Here is a 23,921-nt window from a genome sequence, read left to right on the forward strand (position 1 = left end):
TGGTGTCCGGCTCAGAGCTTTGGCAAAGGGTCATGTATCAAACAGCCACCGACTGGTGGAAATAGTCGTACAAGCTCGGTTCCAGCGCCTCGTCCAAATCAAGTTTCATCGTTACAACGTCAAGTGCAGAACCGTCATCATTCGGCATCTTCTCTTCAATTGGATCTCGAGGAGCAGCCCTGCCTAGGTAATAGAAGTCGGTTCCTTCAGCGTCATCTTTCTTCGCAAAGAGGAACAGCGGAACTTCTTGGTCAACGATTGCCTTCACTTCTTTGCTCTTAAGTGTCCGTCTACTTCTCGTAAACCATTTAAGCGTTCGAGAATCAAGAAACTCATCCTCATACTTCGTACTTGCAGTTACATCTGCAGCCTTGTGATAGGTGATAAAGATTGGGCAAGTCCCCGAGTCCTTATCAACCTTGTACCCATACATGGTGCTTTCCTCATTCTTCGTCCACCCCAGAAGGCGACAGACATCCTTCCTCGAGTATCGTTCGCCTACGATCAACTCACGGGAAGAAACATACCGGTGCCTCGCAAGATATAGTCCGGTCTCAATAACGTCATGAACCTGATCGTTGAACTCACTGTCTCGATCAAGAAGTTGCTGAACTTTGCCGTTGAGTTGGTATCGTCCATGCTTCAGAACAACCAAAGCGAGCCCTCCATATCGCTCTTGTTCCTTATCCTTGAAAAAGGACAAACTGAGAACGCGTTCTACAGAAGCAACCACTGCACGGCTGTCTAGCATCCCCTGAGTGTGCAAATAAACCTGGAACTCTGCGGGGCTCATATTGTTACCAGCTATGAGTTCTTTCAACAGGATGAGTTCATGAGGCCGCTTCCCGTTCATCAGCTCAGCAGAAAGGAAGTTCAAGACATGACACTCGTCCGCGTTGGGTGCACTATCAACTGCACCCATATATTCCAAGAAACTCCAGTAGTTTCTCTTGAACTTGTTGTTCTGGAGCTGCTTCGTAGCAACGAGCACAGGGTCAGCGGCTTCAAACCGAGCAAAATCTAGCAGCCGGGGAGGTTTGGCAAGCCGCTTCTCAAGATCTCTAAATACTCTCTTGATTTCCGACATACTGTCCAGCTTTGTTTTTGCTAGGGAATCAAGAACTCGTTGCCGGGCTATTTGATCGAAGTTGATACTCGATACACCAGCGATTGTTCCAGATGCATTCGCTTGAATGAGCTTCTTTCGAACAACATCCTTATTAAGTGAGCTGTCTCCAGTCAGCGCAATTGGAATGAGATAGTTGTTGTCATAATTTCCGATGAAATCGAGTACCCGGAGATGATCTTTTCCTCCTGATTTTCGTAGCCCTCGCCCCAGCTGCTGGGTGAAAACAATGCTGGATTTCGTTTGCCGCAGCATAACGATCTGGTTAAGACAAGGGATGTCAATACCCTCGTTGAAGATGTCCACTGTCAAAATATAATCAAGTTCGCCGCGCTCTAAACGGGCAACCGTAGCCTCTCGGAAATGACTCGAGTCTGAGCCAGAGAGCGTTGTCGTTCGTAGCAGATTGCCGTTCACACTCCGCTGGTTGAGCAACCGAGACAGTTCTTTTGCTTCATCAACTCTGCTACAAAACATCAGACCACGGACATTCGAAGGAAAACCGTATGCCTCCATCATTCTGACAAGATGGTCAACTCTCTCTGGCTGAACGAGCTTGGCAAGGTTCGAGACCTCATCGATGGTCGCACCCGCGGCGTCTATGAAATCTGTGACGCCATAGTAGTTGAAGGGAACCAACATGTTGGATTCGAGGGCCTTCTGTAATCGAATCTCATATGCAACGTTGTGATCAAACAATTCAAGGACATCGTAATCATCTGTACGTTCCGGAGTCGCAGTCATCCCCAAAAGGAATCTGGGATCCAGGTGATTGAGCAATGAACGGTAGCTCTCCGCACCAGCTCGATGTACTTCATCCACGATCACGTAGTCGAAGTAGTCCCGAGGCAGTGCGTCGAGGTTCTCGGGTCGAGTCAATGACTGGATGGTTGCAAACACGTACTGCCGATCGAGCTCGCGAGTGCCACCAGAGAACTTCCCGAAGTAGTTTGCTGGACGCCCCAAGACACGTTGGAACTCATGAATCGCTTTGTCGAGAATCTGCTCCCGATGCACAACAAACAACAATCGTTTCGGTAAAGCGGCGCGCACATCAAGTGCTGCAAGAATCGTTTTGCCGGTGCCAGTGGCAGAAATTATTACAGCCCGCTTTTCTCCGGCCTCCCTCAGTTCCGCGATGCGCTCAAGTGCTTCTCCCTGCATCTGGTTGGGCATAATTGAACCGAGCGAATCTTGTTCGAAGTTGTCTACCTGCGCCAGCTGCCGAGCCTTTGCCTCGTATCGCGCCTCATAGCTTTCAATCCATGACTCAGTAAGTGGGAGTGCCAGCTTGGATTGCGCTTCGATTTCGTCAACAAGTTGATCGGTGATATCTCCGCCCGGAAGCGCGGAGAACCTTATGTTCCATTCCTTATTGACGAGGAGAGCACCTCGCGTCAAGTTCGAACTGCCAACAATGGCAGTTGTACTTTCGATTTGCGTGAACACATAACCTTTGGAATGAAAAGCTCCAAGAGTATCTGGATACACGAGTACATCCACATTAGGGAGGTTCATCAGCTCTCGGAACACATCAGGGGAGTTGAATCCCAGGTATGAACCCGTGATGATTCGTCCCTGTCCCTCGAAATCCAAAAGTGCCTGCTTCAAGAGGCCAACAGCACCAGTGCCAACAAACGCGACCGAGAAATCAAATCGACTGGATCTTCGGAGTTCGTCCCGTATGGCCCGCAGCATCGTGTTCTCATCCTCGTTCGAGATGAGCACAGGATTATAAAGCTTCTCGGCCTCAACCGTCTTATCTAAGAATCCAAAGGCCGTGTCACTCTTTACCCGGGCTGACAAGATCCTCATCGCATAAGATCCCGTTGAACGATTTCAACGGCGGGCTGATCAGCTGGTGCCCAATCGAGCGTCCGGAGCTCGGCCGCAGGGACCCAACGAATCTCGGCATGCTCGGTCACGAGCGGCTCAACTTCGCGCATATGACAGTAGAAAGTAGTTAGTGAAACACTTCCAAAATCGTACTCGAACTCGGTGGTCGTGACCTCATCACCAATTTCTACTTCGATCAGAAGTTCCTCTTCAAGCTCTCGCTGCAAAGCCTGCCGCGGAGTCTCCCCCTGTTCGATCTTTCCGCCAGGGAACTCCCATTTTCCGGGGAGGGACATCTTTTCGCTTCGACGTGCGCAAAAGACATTCGATTGGTCAGTGATTACTGCACCAACAACATCAATTTGCTTCTTCTCATGCTGCACCGCCACCGATGTTCCTCTCGCTAGGTCCTGAGTTGCTTTTGCCAGGCTAACTCATTGTCCCGACAACTGGTGCATCATCAGGCCTGCAGCCCCTAACCCGCCCGCGCCATGAGTTCGGCGAATGGCCCGCCTAGCTCAGCAAGATCGGCGGGCGCCCCAGATTCCACGATCTTCCCGCCGTCCACAACGAACACGCGATCCGCCATGACGGCAGTAGCTGGCCGGTGCGCGATGAAGATGAGGGTGCGCTCTGGAGCGAGGGCGCGCAGGCTCGCCGCCACCTCGGCCTCGGTTGCCGGATCCAGATCGGACGTCACCTCGTCCAGCACCAGCACAGGGGCGCCACGCAGCAGCGCCCGAGCCAGCGCGATCCGCTGACGCTGCCCACCAGAGACGCCGCCGCCCAGCTCCCCGATCGCCGTGTCCAGCCCATCAGGCAGGGCTGCGGAGCTCAGGTCAAGTGCCACGGAGGAGCAGGCGCGGATGAGCTCGTCGTCGTCGGCATCGGGCGCCGCCATCAAAAGGTTCTCCCGCACCGTCCCCGAAAACAGGAACGGCCGCTGCGGAACCAGCGTGACCGCGCTGCGCAGCCCGGCCTCGCTCAACTCGCGCACGCCCACGCCCCCGATCCGCACCGTGCCCGCCTGCGGATCCCACAACCGCGCAATCATCGCGCCGATCGTGGACTTGCCGGAGCCGGACACGCCCACGATCGCGACCACTTCTCCGGGATCCACACTCAGGTTGACCCCGTTAAGGACGGGCGACGACGACGGCCGCTCACCTCCGTCCCCACCTCCAGTAGGTCCGGGGTAGGTGAAGGCCACGTTCGTGAGTTCCACGCCTGCAGGGCTGCTCGGCGCCGAAGCGGGGCGCGTTGGTTCGCTGACGATCGATTCGGCCTCGGTCACGTCGGCTACGGCGCGGGCCGCGGCCAGTGCGTCGTCCAGTGCCGCCACGAATTCCTCAACCGCCAGAACGGACGGCATCGTGGCCATCGTGGCCACCACGGCAACAACCAGATCGGTGACGGTGATCCCGTTACCCACGCGCCCAGCCCCGGCAATCAGTACCAGTGCCGGGGTGAGCATTTGCAAGCACGCGTTCAAGCCGCGGCGCAGGCCCGTCCAGTTGGCGTGACCAACAAGGTGCTTGCCGATTTGGAGCTCATAGCCGCGCATCTGATCGAGGCGGCGCCGGGTGATCCCAAAAGTGAGCACCTCTTCGGTGCCCTGAATCGAATCGGTGACGTGGTGGGCCAGTGCTCCGCGCTCATAGCGCAGTTTGCTGGCGCCCCGGGCAGTTGATTTCCCGCCGAGGAACGGGACCACTGCACCAACAACAAGCCACCCGATGAACGCGATGAGGGCTGACAGGGGATCGACAGCCAGCGCCATCCACACGGTAACCGTCACGGGCACCACTACAGCGGCGATCGCCGGTGCGATCGTGTGGGCGAAGAACGTTTCGATGCGATCGATATCCTTGGTGGCGCGGGCCATCAAATCGCCAGATTCGCGGCCCTGTACCGCTGCGGGCGCCTGAGGCTCCAAGCGATCGTAGAAATAGGAGCGAAGGCGAGCCAGTGCCTTGAACGCCACCAAATGGCCCGTGTACTGCTCCAGATAGGCACACAACGCCTTCAGGAGAGCAAGGCCCACAAGGATCCACAGCTGCGCCGCCATGGAACGGGGCGCGCTGCCCAGAAGTGCGGTAACGGCGGAAACTGCGGACACGAGCAGAGCCACGTTCGTCAGGTGCCCGATGATCCTGAAGATCGTTGAGGCCGCGAGTGGTCCAAGGACCGGGCGGGCCACCGTGAGGAGCCACCCGGTGAGTTCACGGCGCGTGGACGGGGTGGGTGTGGTGGCAGCATTCGCGCTCATGCGGACACCTTCCCTTCGTGGATCTCTATCGCGCGGTCGGCCGATTCCACCAGCGCCTCCCTGTGTGCCACCGTGATCACCGTGCGCCCTTCGCAAAGCACCGCGAGCGCCTCGCGGATCGCCATCTCCGAACTGAGATCAACTTGAGACGTCGGTTCATCAAGCAAAAGGATGGGGGCATCGCGCAGGAAGGCTCTCGCGATCGCGATGCGCTGGGCCTGACCTCCTGAAACCTCTAGGCCTCGCTCCCCCACGAGGGTGTGGAGGCCGCCGGACCACTGGAGCGCCTCGCCCAAGTTGGCCTGATCGAGGGCCCGCCACATCTCATCCTCCGTGGCGTCCGGGCGCGCAATGCGCAGGTTCTCTGCCAACGTTCCGGTGAACAGGAAGGCCGATTGGCGCACCATTGCGCACAGGCTCCTACGTTCGGCGGCAGTGGCCGGCGCACCATCCAAAAGAATCTGGCCCTCGCTAGGCTCCGCCAACCCGGCGATCAGACTCAATAGTGTGGATTTACCTCCGCCTGATTCCCCCGTCAGCACTACGTGTTCGCCCGCCGTTACAGAGAAGTCAATGGTGGATAGCGCTTGGGCGCCATCGTCCCACGTGAAGCTGAGGCCTTGGACCGTGATGGGAGTGGCTTCCGTATGAGTATTGGCATCGCGATCCTCCCCAGCTTCATTGGCTGGCTGCTCCGCCGTGTAGGCCTTGAGGGCCTTCGATGCGGCGCGCCCACCCATGCCCACGTAGAAGAACTTGCCGATGTGGTTGAGAGGTTCCATGAGGAGAGGAGCGAGTAGTACGAGTGTGAGTGCCGGGCCTAGCCCGAGCGTGCCCGCCGAATACCCGGTGATGGCTTGCCATACCGCGACGATCAACATGCCAAGAGCGAAGCCTGCATCGGCCACGAGGATGACTAACTGGTTCGCAGCGAGCATCTTCATGACCTGTTGACGCAATGCCTCGGATCCGCGAGCTAGCTTCTTCCCGAACCGCAGCCCCGCCCCGATCAAGCGCAGATCGGTGAGCCCCTGAATGGCCTCTAGGTATTCGTTGGCGAGTTGCGCCGAGGCGGCACGGTGCCGTCCAGAGACGGAAGCGAAGATACGTTGGAATCCACCCACCATGATGGGGATGAGAGGGAGGCCGATCATCAGTATGACGGCCTGCTTCACCCCCACGGCAAACGCCATGACAACTAGCACCACGATCGGGGCGGTCATCTGCGCAATCATGGGCGCGGTGAAGGACGCTCTCATGGCAGCTGTGCGTTCCACCGTATCTGTTGCCAGCGATACGGCCCTTCCTGATTGCCTCGCAGAACGGTCCATACTTCCGCGGTTCCATGCTGTTTGTAGGACAGGGCGGCGAAGCTCTCTCTCAATCTTGGCCTGTTTCGGGCCGTAGGAGCGCGCTTGCCACCACTCGACCGCTCCGATGAGGAGCGGACACACCACCAAGGCCGTAACGGCCAGTGGGTGGAGGTTCTGCATCGCGACAACGCGAGCCACGCTAGTTCCGATTGCAACCACCACTAGTGATCGCAGCAGTGTCGCTAACCAAATACTCGCAATCGAGGGGAAAAATTGCACATGGCAACCGTACGCGTCCCGATCGCCCAAAGCGAGCACGCTACGAGTCTCGGAATCGGGCCCCCGGCGTGGTAACGTTCTTTCATGCGTGTGTCACAGGTCATAAAGAACAAGGGAACCGGCGCCGTCACCGCGCCTCCCACCGCATCCATCCTTGATGCTACCCGTCTACTTGCCGATCACAGGATCGGCGCAATCATCGTGATGGACGGCGAAAAGCTCGCCGGCATCATCTCCGAGCGGGACATCGTGCGATTCGTGCGAGAATCGGGCGATCCCCAAGTGCCGGTCTCGCGAATCATGACGTCCGCCGTCACAACCTGTAGCCCCGACGATGACATTGCCGATCTTGCCATCGTCATGACCAACCGAAAGATCCGGCATCTTCCCGTGGTGAATGATGGCAAGTTGGCCGGAATCGTGTCCATCGGGGATATTGTCAAGGGCCGCTTGGACGAACTGGAAACTGAACGCAACCAGCTTGAGGACTACATTCGCGGCTGATCTGGCCGTTCTCCCACCTTTCACGTCCGTATGCTGTAGCAGCTACCCGCATAGGCACGGCTTACACAGCATACGGACGTGAACGACGTCTGGGGCATTCTCCTCGCGCCACCTGCAGCGCTTCAATTCCGTATGTTGTATCAGCCACCCGTATAGGTACGGCTTACACAGCATACGGACGTGAACGACGGGCAACTACCAACTCTCACACGGTCGCGGACAGCCGCCCGCGCGGCGCCACACAACCGATAGCATGGACTTCCGTGGCACAACTCGGTTTTGATCGCGAAAAGTACCTGACCCTCCAACTTGAGCACATCAAGGAGCGGCGCGCCCAATTCGGCGGCAAGCTCTACCTTGAATTTGGCGGCAAGCTCTTTGACGATATGCACGCCTCCCGCGTGCTCCCGGGCTTTCTCCCGGACAACAAGATTGTCATGCTGGAAGAGATGCGTGATGACGTTGAGATTGTCATGGCCGTCAGCGCCAGAGACATCCAACGGAACAAAGTCCGCGAGGATCTGGGCATCGCCTACGATCAGGACGTTCTGCGCCTCATTGACGCCTTCCGTGAGCGCGACCTGTACGTTGGCTCCGTGGTAATCACTCGGATGAGTGACGATAACCGCCCGGCCAAGAACTTCATGAGGAAGCTACAACGCCTAGGCCTCAAGGTGTACCGCCACGCATCGATCACGGGCTACCCTCACGATGTTGAGCGGGTGGTATCCGAAGCCGGCTACGGCAAGAACGAATACATTGAAACTACGCGCGACGTGGTGGTTGTCACCGCCCCAGGCCCCGGAAGCGGCAAGCTGGCCACATGCCTTTCGCAGGTGTACCACGATCACTTGCGTGGGATCACCTCGGGGTACGCCAAGTATGAGACCTTCCCGATCTGGAACCTTCCGCTGGATCACCCCGTCAACTTGGCTTACGAAGCAGCCACGGCGGATCTCGACGATGTCAACATGATCGATCCCTACCATTTGGCCGCCTACGGCGAACAGACGGTCAACTACAACCGGGACGTGGAAACGTTCCCGATTCTCAATCTGCTGTTCGAGAGGATCATGGGCGCTTCGCCCTATCAGTCCCCAACGGACATGGGTGTGAATATGGCAGGCTTCGCTATGTCCGACGATGCCGTATGCCGCCGTGCCGCCACCCAAGAAATCATCCGAAGGTATGACAAGGCTCGAGTCGCGGAGCGGCGGGACGAACTTGATTCCACGGTGTCCGATCGCATCGCTCTACTCATGGGTAAGGCGGGCGTGACCGAAACAGACCGTCCAGTAGTTGAGCCAGCACTGGCGAAAGCCAAGAAAACAAAGGGGCCGGCCGCCGCCATCGAACTGCCTGATGGCACGATCGTCACGGGCAAAACATCTGATCTCTTGGGAAGCTCCTCTGCCGTTCTTCTCAACGCGCTGAAGGTTCTTGCCGGCATCGATGATTCGGTGGACCTTCTCTCCCCCGCGATGATCGAGCCCATCCAGAACCTCAAGACCCACCACCTAGGTAGTAAGAATCCGCGGCTTCATACGGACGAGGTACTCATCGCCCTAGCCGTTGGCGCCACCACGGATACCAACGCACGAACGGCGTTGGATACCCTGTCCCAGCTGCGCAACTGTGATGTTCACTCGTCTGTCATTCTCGGGCCAGTGGACGAGGGCGTGTTCCGAAATCTTGGTGTGAACGTGACAAGCGAGCCAGTGTTTCAATACAAGAATCTCTACCGGAAGCGCTAATCGCGAACCGTTCCTCGTGCTCACCCGTCAAGCGACGGGGCCACAATCACCGTTTCTACTTCGCCCTCGAGGCGATCGATGGTCTCCTCCGGCGTCTGGGAATCTACAACCACAGTGTCAAAAGCGGAGAGCGGCACCACCTCGTGGAGCGCGCGGCGTGCGAACTTCGTGTGATCGGCCAGTAGGATCTTCCGGGCGGAAACCGCGAGCATGGCACGCTTGGTATCGGCCACAAATTCGTGAGGGTTACACACTGAACTCCCGGTGATGGCGGCATCCGACATCACGCACACATCCGCGCGCATCTTCTTGATGGCTTCAACCGTACTTGGACCGTGGAACGAATCAGTCCATAGCCTGTACCTGCCACCCATCATGAACACCGTGGTTCCCGGGTTGCTTCCCACTTTCTGCACCACGGTCAGCGCATTGGTAATGATGGTCAGAGGGGAAAGATCCGCGACCCGGTCCAGCAAGGGAAGCACCGTGGAAGAATCGTCCACCATCACTGATTCCCCGCGCGTAATGAGGTGAGCTGCGGCAGCCGCGATCTCCGCTTTCTCCCCTGGGTTCAGCTTCGAACGCATATCCGTTGGCATCTCGGACAGGCTGGAGCGCGCGGGAGAAACCTCGCCCTTCGATCGCGTGACCAAGTCAAGCTTTTCCAGCTTCGCAAGATCGCGATACACGGTCACAATCGAGACGGCCAACTTCTGCGCGAGCTCTTCAACCCTCAACGGGCCGCTGGCCGTGACGATATCAACGATTTGGCGGCTGCGGCCGGTGATCTCCGGGCGGTTCGTGCTCATGGACTTCCTTTTACTTGTGATGCGTGGGCGGTGGCTAGCGCAGCTTCTGACCGTGCTGACGAACCAGCACCAGCTGACGCCGCGCCAGCCACCGTAGGCGTGAGCCTCTAGCCCTCGTTTGCCGCGTGGGCCGTGTAGCCCTTGATGCCTGAGGAGGCTTCGGCCACCTGTTCATCGGTCAGGAGCTTGACAGCCCGGCCGGTCCACAGGGCGCGGAGCTCGATATCGCAGATGTACTCCAGGTAGGGCAGCTTATCCAGCGCGGCAGCCAGATCTGGGCCAATCGTGATGGCGCCGTGGTTTGCCATGAGGGCGCCAAGGCGGCCGTTCAGAGCATTCGTCACGTTCTCAGCCAACTCGTCCGTGCCAAACGTTGCGTACGGGGCCACGCGGATGGCGCCGCCGAACATCGTGGAGTAGTAGTGGCTGATCGGGATCTCATCTACAACAAGGCCCATTGCCGTTGAAGCCGGGGCATGGTTGTGGGTGATCGCGCCGGCATCGGTTGCCCTGTATACGCTCAGGTGCAGCGGGCACTCCGATGAGGGCTTGTACTTGCCTTCGAGCTGGTTGCCGTCCATATCTACAACGGCAACGTCCTCGGCTGTCATCGTGTCATAAGGGACGGCCGATGGGGACATAACAACGTGATCGCCCACGCGCACGGACACATTGCCCGCCGTTCCCACTACGAGGTTCTTGGCCACCATTTCTAGGCACGTATCGACTACTTGCTGGCGCTCTGCTTCGTAAAGCATTCTGACTCCTTCGGAGATAGATGAAACTGTTGAGGTTTCTTGGGTTTTCTTCTGGTTTCGAGAATTCTTCTGGTTGCGAAAACTCTTCTGGTTGCGAAAACTCTTCTGGTTTCGAGAATTCTTCTGGTCTTGTGCGGTTTTCTGGGCATTGGGTGACGCGGCTCGCCGTAGCCGGTGTATACCTACGCCACTACGTAACTGAGCGTGACCGTAAGCCCGGCGCTACCGGCCAAAGCCGAGGCTATCGAACCCGCAGGTTATCCGCTTCATACACCTCCGGGTTCATAAGATGCTCGGGGCGCTCGCCCGCCACAAAGCGGGCGATATCTGCCGCGCCAATGCGCCCGGCAAGTTCCGCCGCTTGCTTGGAGGCCCCGCCCAAATGCGGAGTCATCGTGACGCGCGGGGTAGAGAAGAGGCGGTGTCCAGCAGGAAGCGGCTCGGGATCCAACGCATCGAACGCCGCCGCAAATAGCCGCCCGGAATCCAACGCATCAGCCACAGCCTCGTAATCAAGCAGCCCACCGCGAGCGCAGTTCACCACGATCGCCTGATCGGGCAGCTTCGCAATCTGGGCTGCGCCGATCATGTGCTCGGTATCCTTGGTCAGGCGCTGATGCAGCGTGAGAATGCTCGAACGCTCCAGCATAGAATCCAGATCCGAGGCCAGCTCCATACCGGGCTCTAGGGCCGAAGGATCCACCCACGGGTCAAACACGATCACGTGCGCACCCATCGCGGCCAAAACTCGCGCAACCTTACCGCCTACGTTTCCGTAGCCGCACACGCCCACGGTTGACCCAGCAATCTCCGGGCCCACCTGATCGTAGTTGTAGTAATCCGATCGCCAATCGCCGGCCTTGACCTCGCTATCGCGTTGGGCGATCTGGCGGGCCGCCGCCATAATCATCGCCACGGAATGTTCGGCCGAGGCAACAGCGTTGCGCCCTGGAGCATTGGACACCACAACGCCGTGGCGGGTGGCGGCCTCAACATCCACGTTCACCGGGCCACCGCGCGTGATGGTGATGAGCTTGAGGTCAGGGCTCGAGGCGATCACTCGTTCGGAAAACGGGTAGGTGTGGGAAAAGGCGATGTCCGCACCAACCAAGGCTGCAATCAGCTCATCCTCATCTCCGAAGGCTTCCTTCACCCCGGAGAAATCGCTGTATGGGTCGTTCGGCCAGTTGGACTGGATGGCCTCTACCTGAACCTCTGCCTCGCCAAGCCCATCGGCTCCAGCGATGGCACCTTGGAGCACCTTGGTTGTCACAAAGCCGTCTCCAGCTGCAAGGATCTTCATCTTTATGCCTCACTTTCGTGGCGCAACGATCGCATCTGTGGCCACACGGGCTGAATCGCCTTACGTGCCGCCTTAAAGACCTCGTGCGTACGCCGGTAAATTGAATAGTTGTCCGGGTTGGGAAGGAATTCCTCCATGCCGGTCTTCAGCATGTCAGCTGCCTCGCCAATATCGGAGGCGGCGCCAGCCGAAACGAGCGCCAGCACGGCAGCACCGCGCGCCCCTGCTTCGGGCGCTTCTTGGCGCACCACGCGCTGGCCGGTGGCATCCGCCAGAATCTTGCACAGCAGATCGGAACGGAAACCGCCGCCGGACACCACGAGGTCCTCACTCATTTTCAGGGTGTCGATGCATTCGAGGAGCGAGAACGCCACGCCTTCGTATACGGCGCGAAGTATCTGATTGGTTGGCGTGGTCAGGGACATGCCCATCCACGAAGCAGATGCCGCCGTGTCGAGGAACGGCGCACGCTCACCACCCGGGGAGGCATAGGGAAGGTATACAACGCCGCCAGAACCAGCCGGTGCCTGCCGCGCATCCGCTTCGATTTCATCCCAGTCCCGATCTTGGAAGCCAAGAACGTCACGGATCCAATCGAGATTCGGAGTGCCGGTCATCGGCACGAGGAATTCCAGAACCTGTGAGCCGCGGCCGGTGGCCAGAACCATCGAGAGGTTGGACTGGCGATCCTGTGCGGACGGCTGAAGTTTGCCCACAAACCCCGTTGTCCCCAGAATGAGCCAGCCTTCGCCATCTTCTACAGCACGCAGGCCAGCGCCCGTTACGGCCACGTCGATCATGCCAACACCCACGGGAGTGCCAGCGGGAATTCCCGTCACGGCGGTGGCCTCTTCGGTCACCGTTCCACCCCGGGGCGTCCGAGCCCACAGCCGGTGGGAGCAAACGCAGGGCGTCCGGCATGCCCAGAGCGTTCGCCATCGCGCTTGAGTACTCCATGGTGTTGACGTCGAGGAACGTACGTGAAGCCTCCGTGTAATCGGTCAGGCGTTCGCCCGTCAACCGGAAGCGCAGCCAGTCCTTGCAGTACAGATGCGTGGCCGCACTAGCAAGCATCTCCGGCTCATTCGCCGCAAACTCTTCGTACAGCACGGGAAACAGACCGCCGAATATCGTGGTACCGGTGGTCTCCAGCACCGTGTCCGCCTTGCCCTGGTTCGTCCATTCATTCACGCGATCGCTCGCGCGCCCATCCAGCCACGTCGCAGCAGGGCGAACGGGAGTCCCGGCCTCATCCACCAGCCATGCACCGTCGCCTTGGCCGGTTAGCCCGATTGCCACGATATCGTCATCGGGACGCTGGGCCCTCACCTCACGCAAACAGCTGGCAACGCCCTGCCAGATCGCCTCCATGTCCTGCTCGGCCTCGCCGAGTTTGCCGTAATTCACTGGAACAGATTCGTGGTGTGTAGCCAGAATCCCGCCAGAAAGGTCAAACGCCACGGCCTTCACCGCCGTGGTGCCGCCATCCACTCCGATGACGATCTTCTCACCGCTCATACTCATCTCCTTTGTCAAACACAACCGCGTGCAGACTAAGTATATTCACATAAATTTCAGAAATGGTAGTAGTTTTTTCAATTGATTATCACGAACCATAGTCTCCGCTTCTTTTTCGACGACGACGAAACCTCCCCCACAACCCACTTGCCTATCGTTTATCGATATATATATTGTTACTCAATAGATCAATGTAACTGAGCGCGGAGGACCCTCATGAAAACGGGCGTTGTAACATCGTTGAAGTGTCTGATCGGATTGTTTCTCGCAATCTTGCTAGCAACGGCCCTGTGGTGGATGCCGTGGGTGGCCAACGATAGCGCTACCCTCTATCCCGAATTCGCTCACCTGAAAATCCCCCTCCTAGCCCTCGCCGAAGCAGCGCTGGCATTCATCCTCGCATTTCTCGTTGCCATCTGGGCGCTTCTGACCAGAGTTCGTGAAGGGCAAGTCTTTAGCACCTCATCCTTCAAATGGGTGAAGGTCTTGACGCTTACGCCCCTAGGCGTGGCACTCGCCTGCATTGCAGCAGTTCCGCTCACCCCGGGCCCGCCACTCTTGGTCTACGGCGCATTGCTTGCCGCCATTGCCTGCATCGCCATCAGCCTACTCATGGCCGTCATGCGGGGATTGCTTGAGCAAGCATTAGCATTGCAGGGCGAGTTGGACGAGGTGATCTGATGGCAATCATCGTTGATCTCGATCTCATGCTGGCGCGCAGGAAGATGGGCGTGGGAGAGCTGGCTGAACGAGTTGGCATCACGCCGGCAAACATCTCTGTGTTGAAGAACGGACGCGCCAAGGCCATTCGGTTTAGCACGCTGGATGCACTCTGCAGAGAGCTGGCATGCACACCGGCCGATATCCTGCGCTACGAGCCTGACGAGTAATGCGCCAGCACATCCTTTACAGCCGATAGTTACCGATGTATCGTTAAGTATCGTTAGCGATACACCGGTAACAACCGCGTGAAAGCAGCACGACCGTTACATCCACTGCTTTCACATCCATCATAGGAGGTGCCACCATGGCATTACCAGATCCCGATAACACTTTTAATCCCGATGCATTCAGCCCATCCGGGCCCGCACCCTCCGCGCCTACGCCTCCGCCGCCCCCTCCTTCGGCTGCGTCGCCCGCGTCAGCGCCCACTCCGCCGCCTCCACCTCCGTCCGCACCTTCGGCCCCCTCTCCTGAGGATGCCGATCTGTGGGAGGCATTCGATGCAATACGCGACACGTTCCGGCCTCGTGGCCCCCGAGGCCCTCACGGTCCCCATGGCGGCCCACACGGCCGGCATCCGCATGGCCCTCATGGCCGTGGCCGCGGAGGGCCGCGAGCTGGTCGCGGGGATGTGCGGTCAGCAATCCTCTTGCTGCTCTCCGAAGGGGAGATGCATGGGTATCAGATCATCCGCGAAATCGAAGAGCGCTCCAGCGGCACATGGAAGCCAAGCCCTGGTTCCGTTTACCCCACGCTCCAGATGCTGGCAGATGAAGGACTCGTCATCGCTTCGGAAACTGGCGGGCGCAAGACGTACAGCCTGACCAAGGAAGGCAGTACTGCCGCCGCCAAAGCCAAGGAGAATGCCGCTCCATGGCAAACGCCAAGTGCCGAAGCCATGAGCAAGGCGGCCGGTCTGCCACGAGCAGGCGCCGAACTAGCCCAGGCCGTCTCTCAGCTTGTCACCTCGGGCACACCGAAACAGCGTGAAGCTGCGATCAAGATCCTGAAGGATGCACGCCGCCAGATCTACGGCATTCTGGCCGAAGAGTAATCGGTCGCTTCACTGGCTGATGTGACGCCCCCGGCTCTACCTGCATGCGGAGTCGGGGGCGTCCGTCGTCGTCGTTCACTACCTACTCAATCAGGCCGAGCTGCCTAAAGGCCGTAACCAACCCCAACTCGCGTGGACCCGGCACCACGATATCCGCGGCGGCGATAACGTCCGGATTCCCGCCCGCAATCGCCACGCCCGTTCCGGCGCGTTCGACCATCTCCAGATCGTTCAGGCCATCTCCGCACGCAACAACCGCCTCGGGACTAGCTCCGATGTGCGCGAGCACCGCCTCAATGCCGCCAAACTTGTCCACCACGCTCAGCTGGAGTTCGCCAGAAACGGTCCCGAGATCCTCCACGGATCCCGGCATGGCCCTCACCTCGGGGCCAATTTCCGCGGCGACCTCGCGGATGGGACGGTCTGAGAACAGAACCGTAATCTTGCTCGGGCGCACGGTGGCGAGCGAATCAACCACCTTGAGCCTATCGAGCATATCGGTATGCGTCCTGAACAGCTCGCGCAGCCGTGCTTCACCACTCGCTGTGCAACAGACATACTCGGGGTGCTCCAGAATGTAGACCCCCTCGTAGCGGTCCAACACCTCGAGTGCCCGGCGAGTCAGAGCCTCCGAGTAACGCTGATCGCGCAGCACTGTCCCGCCAATCTGGACGTAACCACCAGCGGCGCAGACCAGCCCGTCAAAATTGGCCTGAAGTGCACGCGGGCCCAGCCCGCTCAGCGGACGCCCGGTGCACAGGAACACCTTGTGTCCATTGCGTTGGGCGGCCCCGACGGCGGCAACGTGCTCCGCGGGAACGTGCCCGTCCTCGGCATACGTTCCGTCAAAGTCTAGGAACACGAATTTCACGGCCGTCTCTTCACTACTCCGGTTTAGCAAATTCAGGCGATCCTTCTGGGCGGACAAAGAGTTCACCGCATTCCTTCACAGTTGGCAGGTATCAGTGGCACCATCCTATGCGCTCGACGGAACACAGCCGAGTCAGGCTTCTCGATCCCCTCTCTCGGGCCACCCGTACAGTTCGAACAGGACGCGTGTGTATTCCCGGGCTTGCCTTCCATAAATGATGCGTCCTCTTGGTCGATCCCACTCGTACTGTTCCTTCTCAAACTTCTCAGCCACGGCGTCCCAGTCAGTGCCGTCTCTCATATCGACCATGGTGCTGCGCTCCGCCCCTTCCGTATCGTTAACGTCACATCTATATCGTCGAAAACGTAACCTTGGAGCGTATCACATGGCGCCCTTGTGGGCCCTAGCCATAATCGTTCGATTGGCTGCCCACGAGAGTTAGTTTTTGCGGGCAGAGTTAGCGTGGTGTTCGAACCCTCGCTGCACAGCCTAACAACCGTCGAGGCCACGCATGAGTGAATGAACGAGCGAGAGCCACCAAGCGAGAGTGAGTGGGCGAGAATGGACTGGCGAGAGCGGCGAGAGTGAGCGAATCCCTCCAAAGATGGTCAAAGCCACCAGAGATGTCGTAAAACACCAACTCTCACGACACTCACCCACTCTCGCGGAACTGACTCACTCGCCCGAGAAATCAGGTACAGGCTACCGCTGAAGATGGCCTCTGGACCAGAAAAGGATGGGCCGGACGCCCACAATAACCCCACAACACGCCGCCAAAAACACCACGTTATGGCCTATTGCCCGTTTTGACCTTTAACCCAGCACAGCGCGCCAGTAGACAGAGCAATGGCCCGGTTCCTAGGACTTTTCCTTGGAACCGGGCCATTTATCAGTGGCGGGGGCTAGATTTGAACTAACGACCTCCGGGTTATGAGCCCGGCGAGCTACCGAACTGCTCCACCCCGCGTCGGCTTGTCTAGTCTACAAACCCCTGCGCCCACCGGCAACCCCAGCTCCCGTGCCTCTTCTCACACGGCGAGCCTCCCCTCCTCCAGAGGAAGGTTGCTGCCGCGCCAACACTCAATTTCTCAGGCAGTCAAGGCTTCCCGATATTCAGCCAAACACAACACCCCGTATAGAAAGGAAGGGCCCAACCCCGCAGGATCAAGCCCTTCCTCAGCTACTGACAGCTATGTTTAACCGTTGCCTTCCAGCTCTTCCTTGGCGTCAATGGCGTCAGCGATGGCGGCCTCAAGATCCTCTTGGGCTTGGCCGTAGGCGGCCCAATCGCCGCTAGCCATGGCGTCGTTCGAGGTCTGGATGGCCTCGCCGGCCTTCGCTAGTGCATCGTCAAGGCGCTGCTGGGCATCGCCAGCGGAACCGCCAGTGGGTTCCTCGGTGGGCTCGGCCGTAGGCTCCTCGCTAGGTGCCTCGGTGGGTTCACCGGTCGCCTCATCGTCGGGAGCCTCACCCTCCGTAACGTCTTCCTTCTGCCCTGATACATCGGCATCGCCAGCTTCGGCACCGGAATCGCCGCCGAAGGTCTGATCAAGGGCTTCTTCCAGCGTGGACCCGAATCCAATCGGGTTGCCGTCACCGAAGGAGGTCAGCACGTACTGCAGCAGCGGGTATGTGGTACCCGAGGACGCCGCCACGTAGACGGGCTGGACGTACAGGAGGCCGCCGCCAACGGGAAGCGTCAGCAGGTTACCCATCCGAACGTCGGTTCCGCCCTGCCGCAGAAGGTTGAGTTCTCGCGACACTGTGGAATCAGTCAGGAAGTTGTTCTGTGCCTGACCGGGCCCTGGAACCGTGAGATCTCGCGGCAGCTCCAGCAATCTCAGCTTGCCGTAGCCATCACGTACCTTTCCGGGCTCGTTACCGGCATTCGCATCGGCAGCCAAGAAGCCCGTCATCACGTTTCGTTGAGTTGTACCACCGGGAATGAAGGCGGTGGACAGGGAGAACTCCGCGTTGTCCTGTCCTGGCATCTGCAGCGTCAGGTAGTACGGAGGCTGCTGCTGCGGGTTGGCCGAATCGCCTTCGGTTGGCTCATTCGGAACGTTCCAGAAATCGCCACCGGAATAGAAGGAGGCCGCATCTGTCACGTGGTACTGGGTCAGGAGTGTTCGCTGAACCTTGAACATATCCTCCGGATAACGCACGTGAGACATGAGATCGCCGGCCATATCGGACACTGGCGTCAACATGTTCGGGAAGATCTTGCTCCATGCTTCCAGAACCGGATCATCTTCGTCCCACTGATACAGCGTGACGTCACCAGAATAGGCATCCACAACGGCCTTCACGGAGTTGCGCATGTAATTGACTTCTTCGGGCTGCCCGTAGGCATCCGTCGCACTGGTCATCGAATCGGTTGTTGCACTCTCCAAAGAGGCGCGGGCCGAATACGGGTAGTTGTTGGAGGTGGTGTATGCGTCCACGATCCACACAAGGCGCTTCGGAGTTTCGTCATTCTCATCCGTGTCCACCACGGCGGGGTACGCCTTGGAGTCCACTGTCAGATAGGGAGCAACCTTGGACACGCGCTCCTGAGGATCGCGATCATAGAGAATCTGCGATTCGTCTGTCACACGGTCGGAGAAGAACATATCCGTGGAACGGAACTTGATGGAGAACATCAGCTTCTCGAAGGCGTTGGAGATGGACGGGCCACCATTGCCGTCATAGGTGGTGTACACAACGCCGTTGGGCGCGTCATCATCCGGGTAGTCAATCTCCCACGGATCTATGTCATCGGGAGCGCCAACGATCGAATACTCTGGCAGATTCTGGCCGAAGTACACGCGCGGCTCATAATCCCCGAGTTCCCCAGTGGACGGAATGCCGTATTGGAAGAACTGCGGAGCGCCACGTGTTGTAGATGTGTTGCCGTAGGCAGCTGCCACGCCGTAACCGTGGGTGTAGACCGTATGGTCGTTAACCCACGTGCGCTGCGAATCGTCCAAGCCCGTCAGGTTCAGCTCGCGAACGGCAATCACCGTGTCGCGATCTTCATCGTCAATGTTGTAGCGATCAACGGATAGCTGATCGTTGAACTGGTAGTACTGGCGGTTCTGCTGCAGCTGATTGAATGTGGGCGAAACGATCGTGGGATCGAGCAGGCGGATCTGCGCTGTTGCTTGAGCGTCCTCCTGCAGCTGCCCCTCTTCGGCATCCGTGCGCGCCGAGTAGGTGGTGGTCTCGATATCGTCAAGATCGTAGGCAGCCAGCGTGGCGTCAATGTTGCGCTGAATGTAGGGAGATTCCTTCTCCACGGCGTTCGGTGTGACCTGGAAGTTCTGGACCAACGCGGGGTAGGCCCAAGAGACAACCAGCATGGTCACTACGCCAACGGCGATTCCCGTTCCGGCCAACTTCCATAGGCCCTTGACTGCAGCCAGAATAAACAGCACGCCAACCAAGAGCGCCGCGATAGCCAAGACCATACGGCCAGGGAGCGAGGCGTTAATATCCGTAAACGATGCGCCAGCAAACTTTTCATTGTCTGCCAGAAGCATGTTGTAGCGGCTCAGCCAGAAGTAGGCGGCAACGATCAGGGAGGCAATCGCACCGAGAACGCCGAAATGAATCCGCGCACGGCGCGAGAGGGAAAGCTTCCCGTTATCCTGCCCGATTCCTCCGTACAGGTAATGCATACCAACGGCCGCGATGAGGCTCAAGACGATGAGGGTTGTGGCAAGCGAAAGCAGGGACTGCAAAACCGGCAACGAGAACACGTAGAAGGACACATCGTGCCCGAACTGCGGATCTACCTCAGAGAACGGGGTGCGGAACAGCCACATGACGTAGGTGCGCCATTCCCCAGAAAGCGGGGCTCCGAAGATCACGCCAGCGATTAGCGGCACCACGAACAGCGTCAGCCACGGATGGCTGCTGATCTGATCGCGGTAGCGGTTAGCTCCATCAATACTGGCACTGTCATCCTGCTCGCTGTCCGCCTTCGGACGCGCAAGCCTCAAATTGAGGTAAACGACAAGCCCCACAACAAGGGTGCCAATAACGCCGAGCGCCAGTGCCCAACCCCATTGGGTCCAGAACACGCGAACAGCGTCTAGCTCGTCATACCATTTCACCTCCGTCCACACGTTGGAGAAGATCACGATGGCGAACAAAAGTACCGCCAGCACGATCAGCGTGGGGATGAACACGCTTCCGAAACCGGAGCTTGGGCCCCCCGACCTTGGTGAGCGGCGCGGACTGGGCGCAGTAGATGTAGACAAGCCGTTACCTCATTGGTGTCGTAACTTACAGGGCACAGATCCTGCGCCACCATATACAAACTTAGCGGACGCAGCGTCTAATTCACAGGCAGGTGGACAGAGGATTCCCGTTAGTTCGCCAATTTATGGTGAAATTGCGCGGTTTGGTAGGGCAAGTTCGTGGTTTGTGAGATATGGAGGAACGACGACGACGGCGCACCGCAGCCCCCAACCATGAGAAGATGAGGCGGTGAGTACACGCCAAGAATCCATCAAAGAAGCAGTCCAAGAGATTGAACGCTACGTGTCCGGATACGGCTGGGACGGCCCAATTCGCGTTTTTGCCCTCATTCGCAGCGCCGAGGCTCTGGCTGACCACCCCGAGCTGGCAGAGGAACTACCAGCGGACGTTTCACTCAATGCAGCCGAAAGTGACGAATCCCTGTTCTCAGTAGAGCAGGAAGAGCTCCCACCGGCGGATTCTGTTGAGGGTCTGCTGGATCAACTGGCATGGCCGGAAGGTGTGGCCGGAGCAGCCGTCACATGCGAACGCATTACCCTGCCCCCAGAGGCGGAGGCCGATATCCCGACAGATCCTGCCGAGGCGGAGAAGTTTCTGGCCACGGATGAACGCCGCGAGGACGTCCGGATGGCCGTTGGCGCCATGCGCACAGGTGAGGCGTGGTGTTGCCTACGCATGAAATCGTTCGATGCGGACGATTCGGTGCTGAGCTCAACCGATCTGGTTCCCGAGCTTGTGGAAGCGCTGCGCCGCACCTTCGAGTAGCGGGAGGCCCGGCGGGGCGCCGTCGTCGTCCCTAATCACTCTCCGGGGAATCGTCCGCAACCTGCTCACACGTGGTGAGCGAACTCGTATCCCCCGAACCGATGGCCTCCGTGGCCGCGATCGCATCGTCCAACGTGCGGATGGAAAAGACCTGCATCCCATCCGGCTCGAAACCAACGGTTTCCGAACAGTTCGTGGCCGGGGCAAGGAAATACTCTGCCCCTTCACTCCTAGCGCCCACGAGCTTGTGGCGGATACCGCCAATCGGGCCAACCTCTCCGGCATAGGACATGGTGCCGGTGCCGGCGATCTTCGCATCTGCCCCGAGGGAGCCTTCGGTCAGTTCGTCATAGATCGCGAGCGCAAACATCGTCCCGGCGGATGGACCGCCAATGTTCTCCACGCCGTAGGTCACCTCAAGAGGGAAATCCAGATCGGTGGGGGTCAGGTACACGCCCAGCCGCGAACCCGGCTGGTCCCAGCCGGTGTTATCCGTCTCAAAGGCCTGAGTGGGGAAGGTGGTATCCATCGCGGTGCCGTCGCGGGTGAACCCGATCGTGACGTCCTGACCGGCTGGCAGTTCTCCAAGCACGGCGGATAGGTCCGAGAATGTGGAAATCTCCGTCTTCGTCCCATCGGCGGTGATGCTGGTGAGAACGTCGTTTTCTTCAAGCTTGCCGTAGGCGCCCGAGCCTTCATCCGCGCCGGCAACAATCAAGGTCATCGGAACCTGCAGACCGGCAGCTTCCAGGCCCGCCACGGTTCCCGAATCCTGCGAACTGGTCATCATTTGAGCGTTGCGCTCATCCACCTCATCGGCGGACTCTTCTTCGCCATACAGGGCCCGGACCGGGAGCAGCTCATGTTCGGGCACTGCGAGGGCTCCCAACGCCTGGGCGCCCGAGACTCCAAAATCTGCGTTTCCGTAGGCACTGACGGTGGTCATATACAGCGAGGTGTCCGACGGGTAGGTTTGCGACCCATCGATGGTCACGAGTTCAACCCCGTCAATATCTCCGGTCACGTCAAGGGCAGGGCCAGCCTGTTGGATGAGGAAAGATCCGGGCATCGCGAGGGACACGCACGCGGCCAATCCGAAGATTCCTCCCGAAACGTAGAGGTTACGTCTTTTAAGCACGGTGCCATCATGCCCCACCCGGCTGGGATTCACCAGAGCGCGGCGGGGTTGGCGCGGCGGGGTGTGTCACGGGTGCCCCTCGTGCTGCCCCTCGTGCTGTCCCGGGTACATCACGCCCTCGGCGTAGCGGATGCACGATCGCGGACAAGACCAGTAGGCTAGAGGCCGGAGATGAAGGAGGCCGCATGAGCGAGAACCCAGACCAGTGGGAGCAGATGCTCCGGGCTGTCCTAGGCGATGAAGCTGCGGAACAGATCCTTGGTCAAATGCGCAGTCAGGGCATCGATCCTGGCCCACAAATGCAACAGATGATGAACCCCGCGAACTTCAACCAAGTTGTCTCGCAGGTTCGAGCCATGCTCGGTTCCTCTGGCGAAGGCCCCATCAACTGGAAGATTGCCGAACAGGTTGCCCGCGAAACCATTCAGCGCAACCATTCCGATTCTCTCTCCTCCTCTGAAGGGGATCGCGCACGCACAAGCCTGCAAACCGCGAATCTGTGGCTGGATCCTGCCACGAACGTTGATCCGTGTGGCGGGCCAAGCCAAGCGTGGAGCAGGCTGGACTGGCTGGCACACACCCTTCCCACCTTCCGGCGCCTCGTTGAGCCAGTGGGTGCGAACCTCTCGCGCGCGTTCGTTTCCACCATGGTGGAGCAGATGGAACACGCACCTGACGAGCTAAAGAACATCATGGGCGGCAACCCCGAGCAGATGATGGAATCCATGATCGCGTCCGTTTTGGGCATGCAGTTTGGTGCGGGATTGGCCGAACTTGCCACCAGTTCGTTTGGCACATCCGATGCTGGCCTGCCACTAGTTGAAGGCGAAACGGCCGCATTGGTCCCCTCCAACATCGCCGAATTTGCCGCGGATCTTGATGCCGAGGACGATGAAGTGATCCTGTTCGCCGCGGTGCGCGAGCAAGCAGCAGCCCGGCTGTATTCACGCCTACCGTGGCTGCGGCGCCAAGTGTTGGACTCCGTTGAGGCCTACGCCCGCGAAATCGAAATCGATACGGATTCCATCGAAGAGCAAGTGCGCGGGATGAGCATGAATCCCGAGGAGATGCAGAATCTGGATCTCGGCGCCGTATTTGCCCCGAGCGATACGGATGCTCAGGAGGCCTCACTGGCACGCTTGGAGCATCTGCTTTCACTGGTTGAGGCTTGGGTGAGCACCGTTTCCGCTCAGGCCGTTGCCGCCCAGCTCCCCCACGCTGTCCCGTTAGATGAAATGTTCTCCCGGCGCAGCGCCACGAACTCGCCTGTCAACCTAGTGTTCGGCCAGCTGGTGGGACTTGACCTGAAGCCCCGCAAGGTGCGCGAGGCCGCCGCCTTCTGGCGGATGGCTCTAGAGCGCTTGGGTGTTGAGGGCCGCGATCATCTGTGGTCTCACCCCGATCTTCTTCCCACCGCTGATAACTTGGAGAATCCTCAGTCCTTCTTCGAGGAATCCGAGCCAACGGATGTGGAAGCCGAACTGGATGCTTTCCTTGAATCGCTCCTTGGCGGAAACGATTCGGAGGCGCCGCATGAGCCGGCATACGGGGAAGAAAAAGGCGATGGCAGGCCCGGTAGTCCAGAGGGCTCGGGTAGCCCGGATGACGACGGGCCCAACGGGCCCAGCGAACCTCCGCAGCCCACGATCTAGCGCC

Annotated in this window: 18 protein-coding genes, 1 tRNA gene and 1 pseudogene; 7 read left to right on the plus strand and 13 right to left on the minus strand. The window is 58.9% G+C overall.

The features are described from left to right. Positions 1-37: 37 nt before the first annotated feature. From ACTHV6_RS00125 to ACTHV6_RS00140, 4 genes are all read right to left on the minus strand, one after another. Positions 38-2,941: a DUF3427 domain-containing protein gene (locus tag ACTHV6_RS00125; RefSeq protein WP_441385223.1), complete on the minus strand. Its 2,904-nt coding sequence runs from the start codon at positions 2,939-2,941 to the stop codon at positions 38-40. Continuing rightward, a complete protein-coding gene (locus tag ACTHV6_RS00130; RefSeq protein WP_441385224.1) occupies positions 2,938-3,351 on the minus strand; it encodes a (deoxy)nucleoside triphosphate pyrophosphohydrolase in 414 nt (137 codons plus the stop codon). Before ACTHV6_RS00130 ends, ACTHV6_RS00125 begins: the two co-directional genes overlap by 4 nt. An 86-nt stretch (positions 3,352-3,437) precedes the next feature. Further along, positions 3,438-5,231, minus strand: a complete 1,794-nt coding sequence (locus tag ACTHV6_RS00135; protein ID WP_441385226.1) for an amino acid ABC transporter ATP-binding/permease protein — start codon at positions 5,229-5,231, stop codon at positions 3,438-3,440. Further along, positions 5,228-6,862, minus strand: coding sequence for an ABC transporter ATP-binding protein/permease (locus ACTHV6_RS00140; protein ID WP_441385227.1), 1,635 nt, complete (start codon positions 6,860-6,862; stop codon positions 5,228-5,230). The genes ACTHV6_RS00135 and ACTHV6_RS00140 overlap by 4 nt, the downstream gene beginning before the upstream one ends. 45 nt (positions 6,863-6,907) lie before the next feature. On the opposite strand from ACTHV6_RS00140, the gene ACTHV6_RS00145 reads away from it, so the two are divergent. Together ACTHV6_RS00145 and ACTHV6_RS00150 are read left to right on the plus strand one after the other, a co-directional pair. Continuing rightward, complete coding sequence (locus tag ACTHV6_RS00145) at positions 6,908-7,327, plus strand: CBS domain-containing protein (protein ID WP_441385228.1); 420 nt, start codon at positions 6,908-6,910, stop codon at positions 7,325-7,327. Positions 7,328-7,590: 263 nt separating this feature from the next. Then, a complete protein-coding gene (locus tag ACTHV6_RS00150; protein WP_441385229.1) occupies positions 7,591-9,081 on the plus strand; it encodes a DUF1846 domain-containing protein in 1,491 nt (496 codons plus the stop codon). Positions 9,082-9,101: 20 nt separating this feature from the next. Here ACTHV6_RS00150 and ACTHV6_RS00155 read toward each other — a convergent pair whose 3' ends face one another. The 5 genes and pseudogenes from ACTHV6_RS00155 to ACTHV6_RS00175 form a co-directional block, all read right to left on the minus strand. Then, complete coding sequence (locus ACTHV6_RS00155) at positions 9,102-9,890, minus strand: DeoR/GlpR family DNA-binding transcription regulator (protein WP_441385230.1); 789 nt, start codon at positions 9,888-9,890, stop codon at positions 9,102-9,104. 107 nt (positions 9,891-9,997) lie between these two features. Then, complete coding sequence (locus tag ACTHV6_RS00160) at positions 9,998-10,648, minus strand: class II aldolase/adducin family protein (RefSeq protein ID WP_441385231.1); 651 nt, start codon at positions 10,646-10,648, stop codon at positions 9,998-10,000. 241 nt (positions 10,649-10,889) lie between these two features. Further along, positions 10,890-11,951, minus strand: coding sequence for a 2-hydroxyacid dehydrogenase (locus ACTHV6_RS00165; RefSeq protein WP_441385232.1), 1,062 nt, complete (start codon positions 11,949-11,951; stop codon positions 10,890-10,892). 2 nt (positions 11,952-11,953) lie between these two features. Further along, a complete protein-coding gene (locus tag ACTHV6_RS00170) occupies positions 11,954-12,751 on the minus strand; it encodes an FGGY-family carbohydrate kinase (RefSeq protein WP_441385233.1) in 798 nt (265 codons plus the stop codon). Between the two features lie 139 nt (positions 12,752-12,890). Then, positions 12,891-13,475, minus strand: a pseudogene (locus ACTHV6_RS00175) (FGGY family carbohydrate kinase); the annotation flags it as partial. Between the two features lie 210 nt (positions 13,476-13,685). On the opposite strand from ACTHV6_RS00175, the gene ACTHV6_RS00180 reads away from it, so the two are divergent. The 3 genes from ACTHV6_RS00180 (at position 13,686) to ACTHV6_RS00190 (ending at position 15,246) form a co-directional block, all read left to right on the plus strand. Then, positions 13,686-14,150: a DUF2975 domain-containing protein gene (locus ACTHV6_RS00180; protein ID WP_441385234.1), complete on the plus strand. Its 465-nt coding sequence runs from the start codon at positions 13,686-13,688 to the stop codon at positions 14,148-14,150. Next, the gene (locus ACTHV6_RS00185) at positions 14,150-14,359 is read left to right on the plus strand and encodes a helix-turn-helix domain-containing protein (protein WP_441385235.1); all 210 of its coding nucleotides are present in this window, start codon (positions 14,150-14,152) and stop codon (positions 14,357-14,359) included. Before ACTHV6_RS00180 ends, ACTHV6_RS00185 begins: the two co-directional genes overlap by 1 nt. Before the next feature lie 464 nt (positions 14,360-14,823). After that, on the plus strand, positions 14,824-15,246 hold the full coding sequence (locus ACTHV6_RS00190) for a PadR family transcriptional regulator (RefSeq protein WP_441385236.1): 423 nt from the start codon (positions 14,824-14,826) through the stop codon (positions 15,244-15,246). A gap of 82 nt (positions 15,247-15,328) precedes the next feature. Here ACTHV6_RS00190 and ACTHV6_RS00195 read toward each other — a convergent pair whose 3' ends face one another. From ACTHV6_RS00195 to ACTHV6_RS00205, 3 genes are all read right to left on the minus strand, one after another. Next, positions 15,329-16,183, minus strand: a complete 855-nt coding sequence (locus ACTHV6_RS00195; protein ID WP_441385237.1) for an HAD family hydrolase — start codon at positions 16,181-16,183, stop codon at positions 15,329-15,331. A gap of 827 nt (positions 16,184-17,010) precedes the next feature. Further along, positions 17,011-17,084, minus strand: a tRNA-Met gene (locus tag ACTHV6_RS00200). 229 nt (positions 17,085-17,313) lie between these two features. Then, positions 17,314-20,289, minus strand: a complete 2,976-nt coding sequence (locus ACTHV6_RS00205) for a UPF0182 family membrane protein (RefSeq protein WP_441385238.1) — start codon at positions 20,287-20,289, stop codon at positions 17,314-17,316. A 301-nt stretch (positions 20,290-20,590) separates the two neighbouring features. On the opposite strand from ACTHV6_RS00205, the gene ACTHV6_RS00210 reads away from it, so the two are divergent. Next, positions 20,591-21,127, plus strand: coding sequence for a PPA1309 family protein (locus tag ACTHV6_RS00210; RefSeq protein WP_441385239.1), 537 nt, complete (start codon positions 20,591-20,593; stop codon positions 21,125-21,127). A 31-nt stretch (positions 21,128-21,158) separates the two neighbouring features. Here the strand turns inward: ACTHV6_RS00210 and ACTHV6_RS00215 are convergent, their stop codons facing one another. Further along, a complete protein-coding gene (locus ACTHV6_RS00215; RefSeq protein ID WP_441385240.1) occupies positions 21,159-22,265 on the minus strand; it encodes a YlbL family protein in 1,107 nt (368 codons plus the stop codon). A gap of 185 nt (positions 22,266-22,450) precedes the next feature. Here ACTHV6_RS00215 and ACTHV6_RS00220 point away from each other — a divergent pair, with 185 nt between their 5' ends. Next, positions 22,451-23,917, plus strand: coding sequence for a zinc-dependent metalloprotease (locus ACTHV6_RS00220; protein ID WP_441385241.1), 1,467 nt, complete (start codon positions 22,451-22,453; stop codon positions 23,915-23,917). The last annotated feature ends 4 nt before the right edge of the window (positions 23,918-23,921 follow it).

It is taken from the genome of Ancrocorticia sp. (assembly GCF_052089425.1).
Classification (GTDB): Bacteria; Actinomycetota; Actinomycetes; order Actinomycetales; family Actinomycetaceae; genus Ancrocorticia.

Bases quoted from the DNA above. Each gene is read 5' to 3' on its own strand.
- ACTHV6_RS00125 (WP_441385223.1), bottom strand. From the start codon at position 2,941: ATGAGGATCTTGTCAGCCCGGGTAAAGAGTGACACGGCCTTTGGATTC.
- ACTHV6_RS00135 (WP_441385226.1), bottom strand. From the start codon at position 5,231: ATGAGCGCGAATGCTGCCACCACACCCACCCCGTCCACGCGCCGTGAA.
- ACTHV6_RS00145 (WP_441385228.1), top strand. From the start codon at position 6,908: ATGCGTGTGTCACAGGTCATAAAGAACAAGGGAACCGGCGCCGTCACC.
- ACTHV6_RS00155 (WP_441385230.1), bottom strand. From the start codon at position 9,890: ATGAGCACGAACCGCCCGGAGATCACCGGCCGCAGCCGCCAAATCGTT.
- ACTHV6_RS00160 (WP_441385231.1), bottom strand. From the start codon at position 10,648: ATGCTTTACGAAGCAGAGCGCCAGCAAGTAGTCGATACGTGCCTAGAA.
- ACTHV6_RS00165 (WP_441385232.1), bottom strand. From the start codon at position 11,951: ATGAAGATCCTTGCAGCTGGAGACGGCTTTGTGACAACCAAGGTGCTC.
- ACTHV6_RS00170 (WP_441385233.1), bottom strand. From the start codon at position 12,751: ATGATCGACGTGGCCGTAACGGGCGCTGGCCTGCGTGCTGTAGAAGAT.
- ACTHV6_RS00180 (WP_441385234.1), top strand. From the start codon at position 13,686: ATGAAAACGGGCGTTGTAACATCGTTGAAGTGTCTGATCGGATTGTTT.
- ACTHV6_RS00185 (WP_441385235.1), top strand. From the start codon at position 14,150: ATGGCAATCATCGTTGATCTCGATCTCATGCTGGCGCGCAGGAAGATG.
- ACTHV6_RS00220 (WP_441385241.1), top strand. From the start codon at position 22,451: ATGAGCGAGAACCCAGACCAGTGGGAGCAGATGCTCCGGGCTGTCCTA.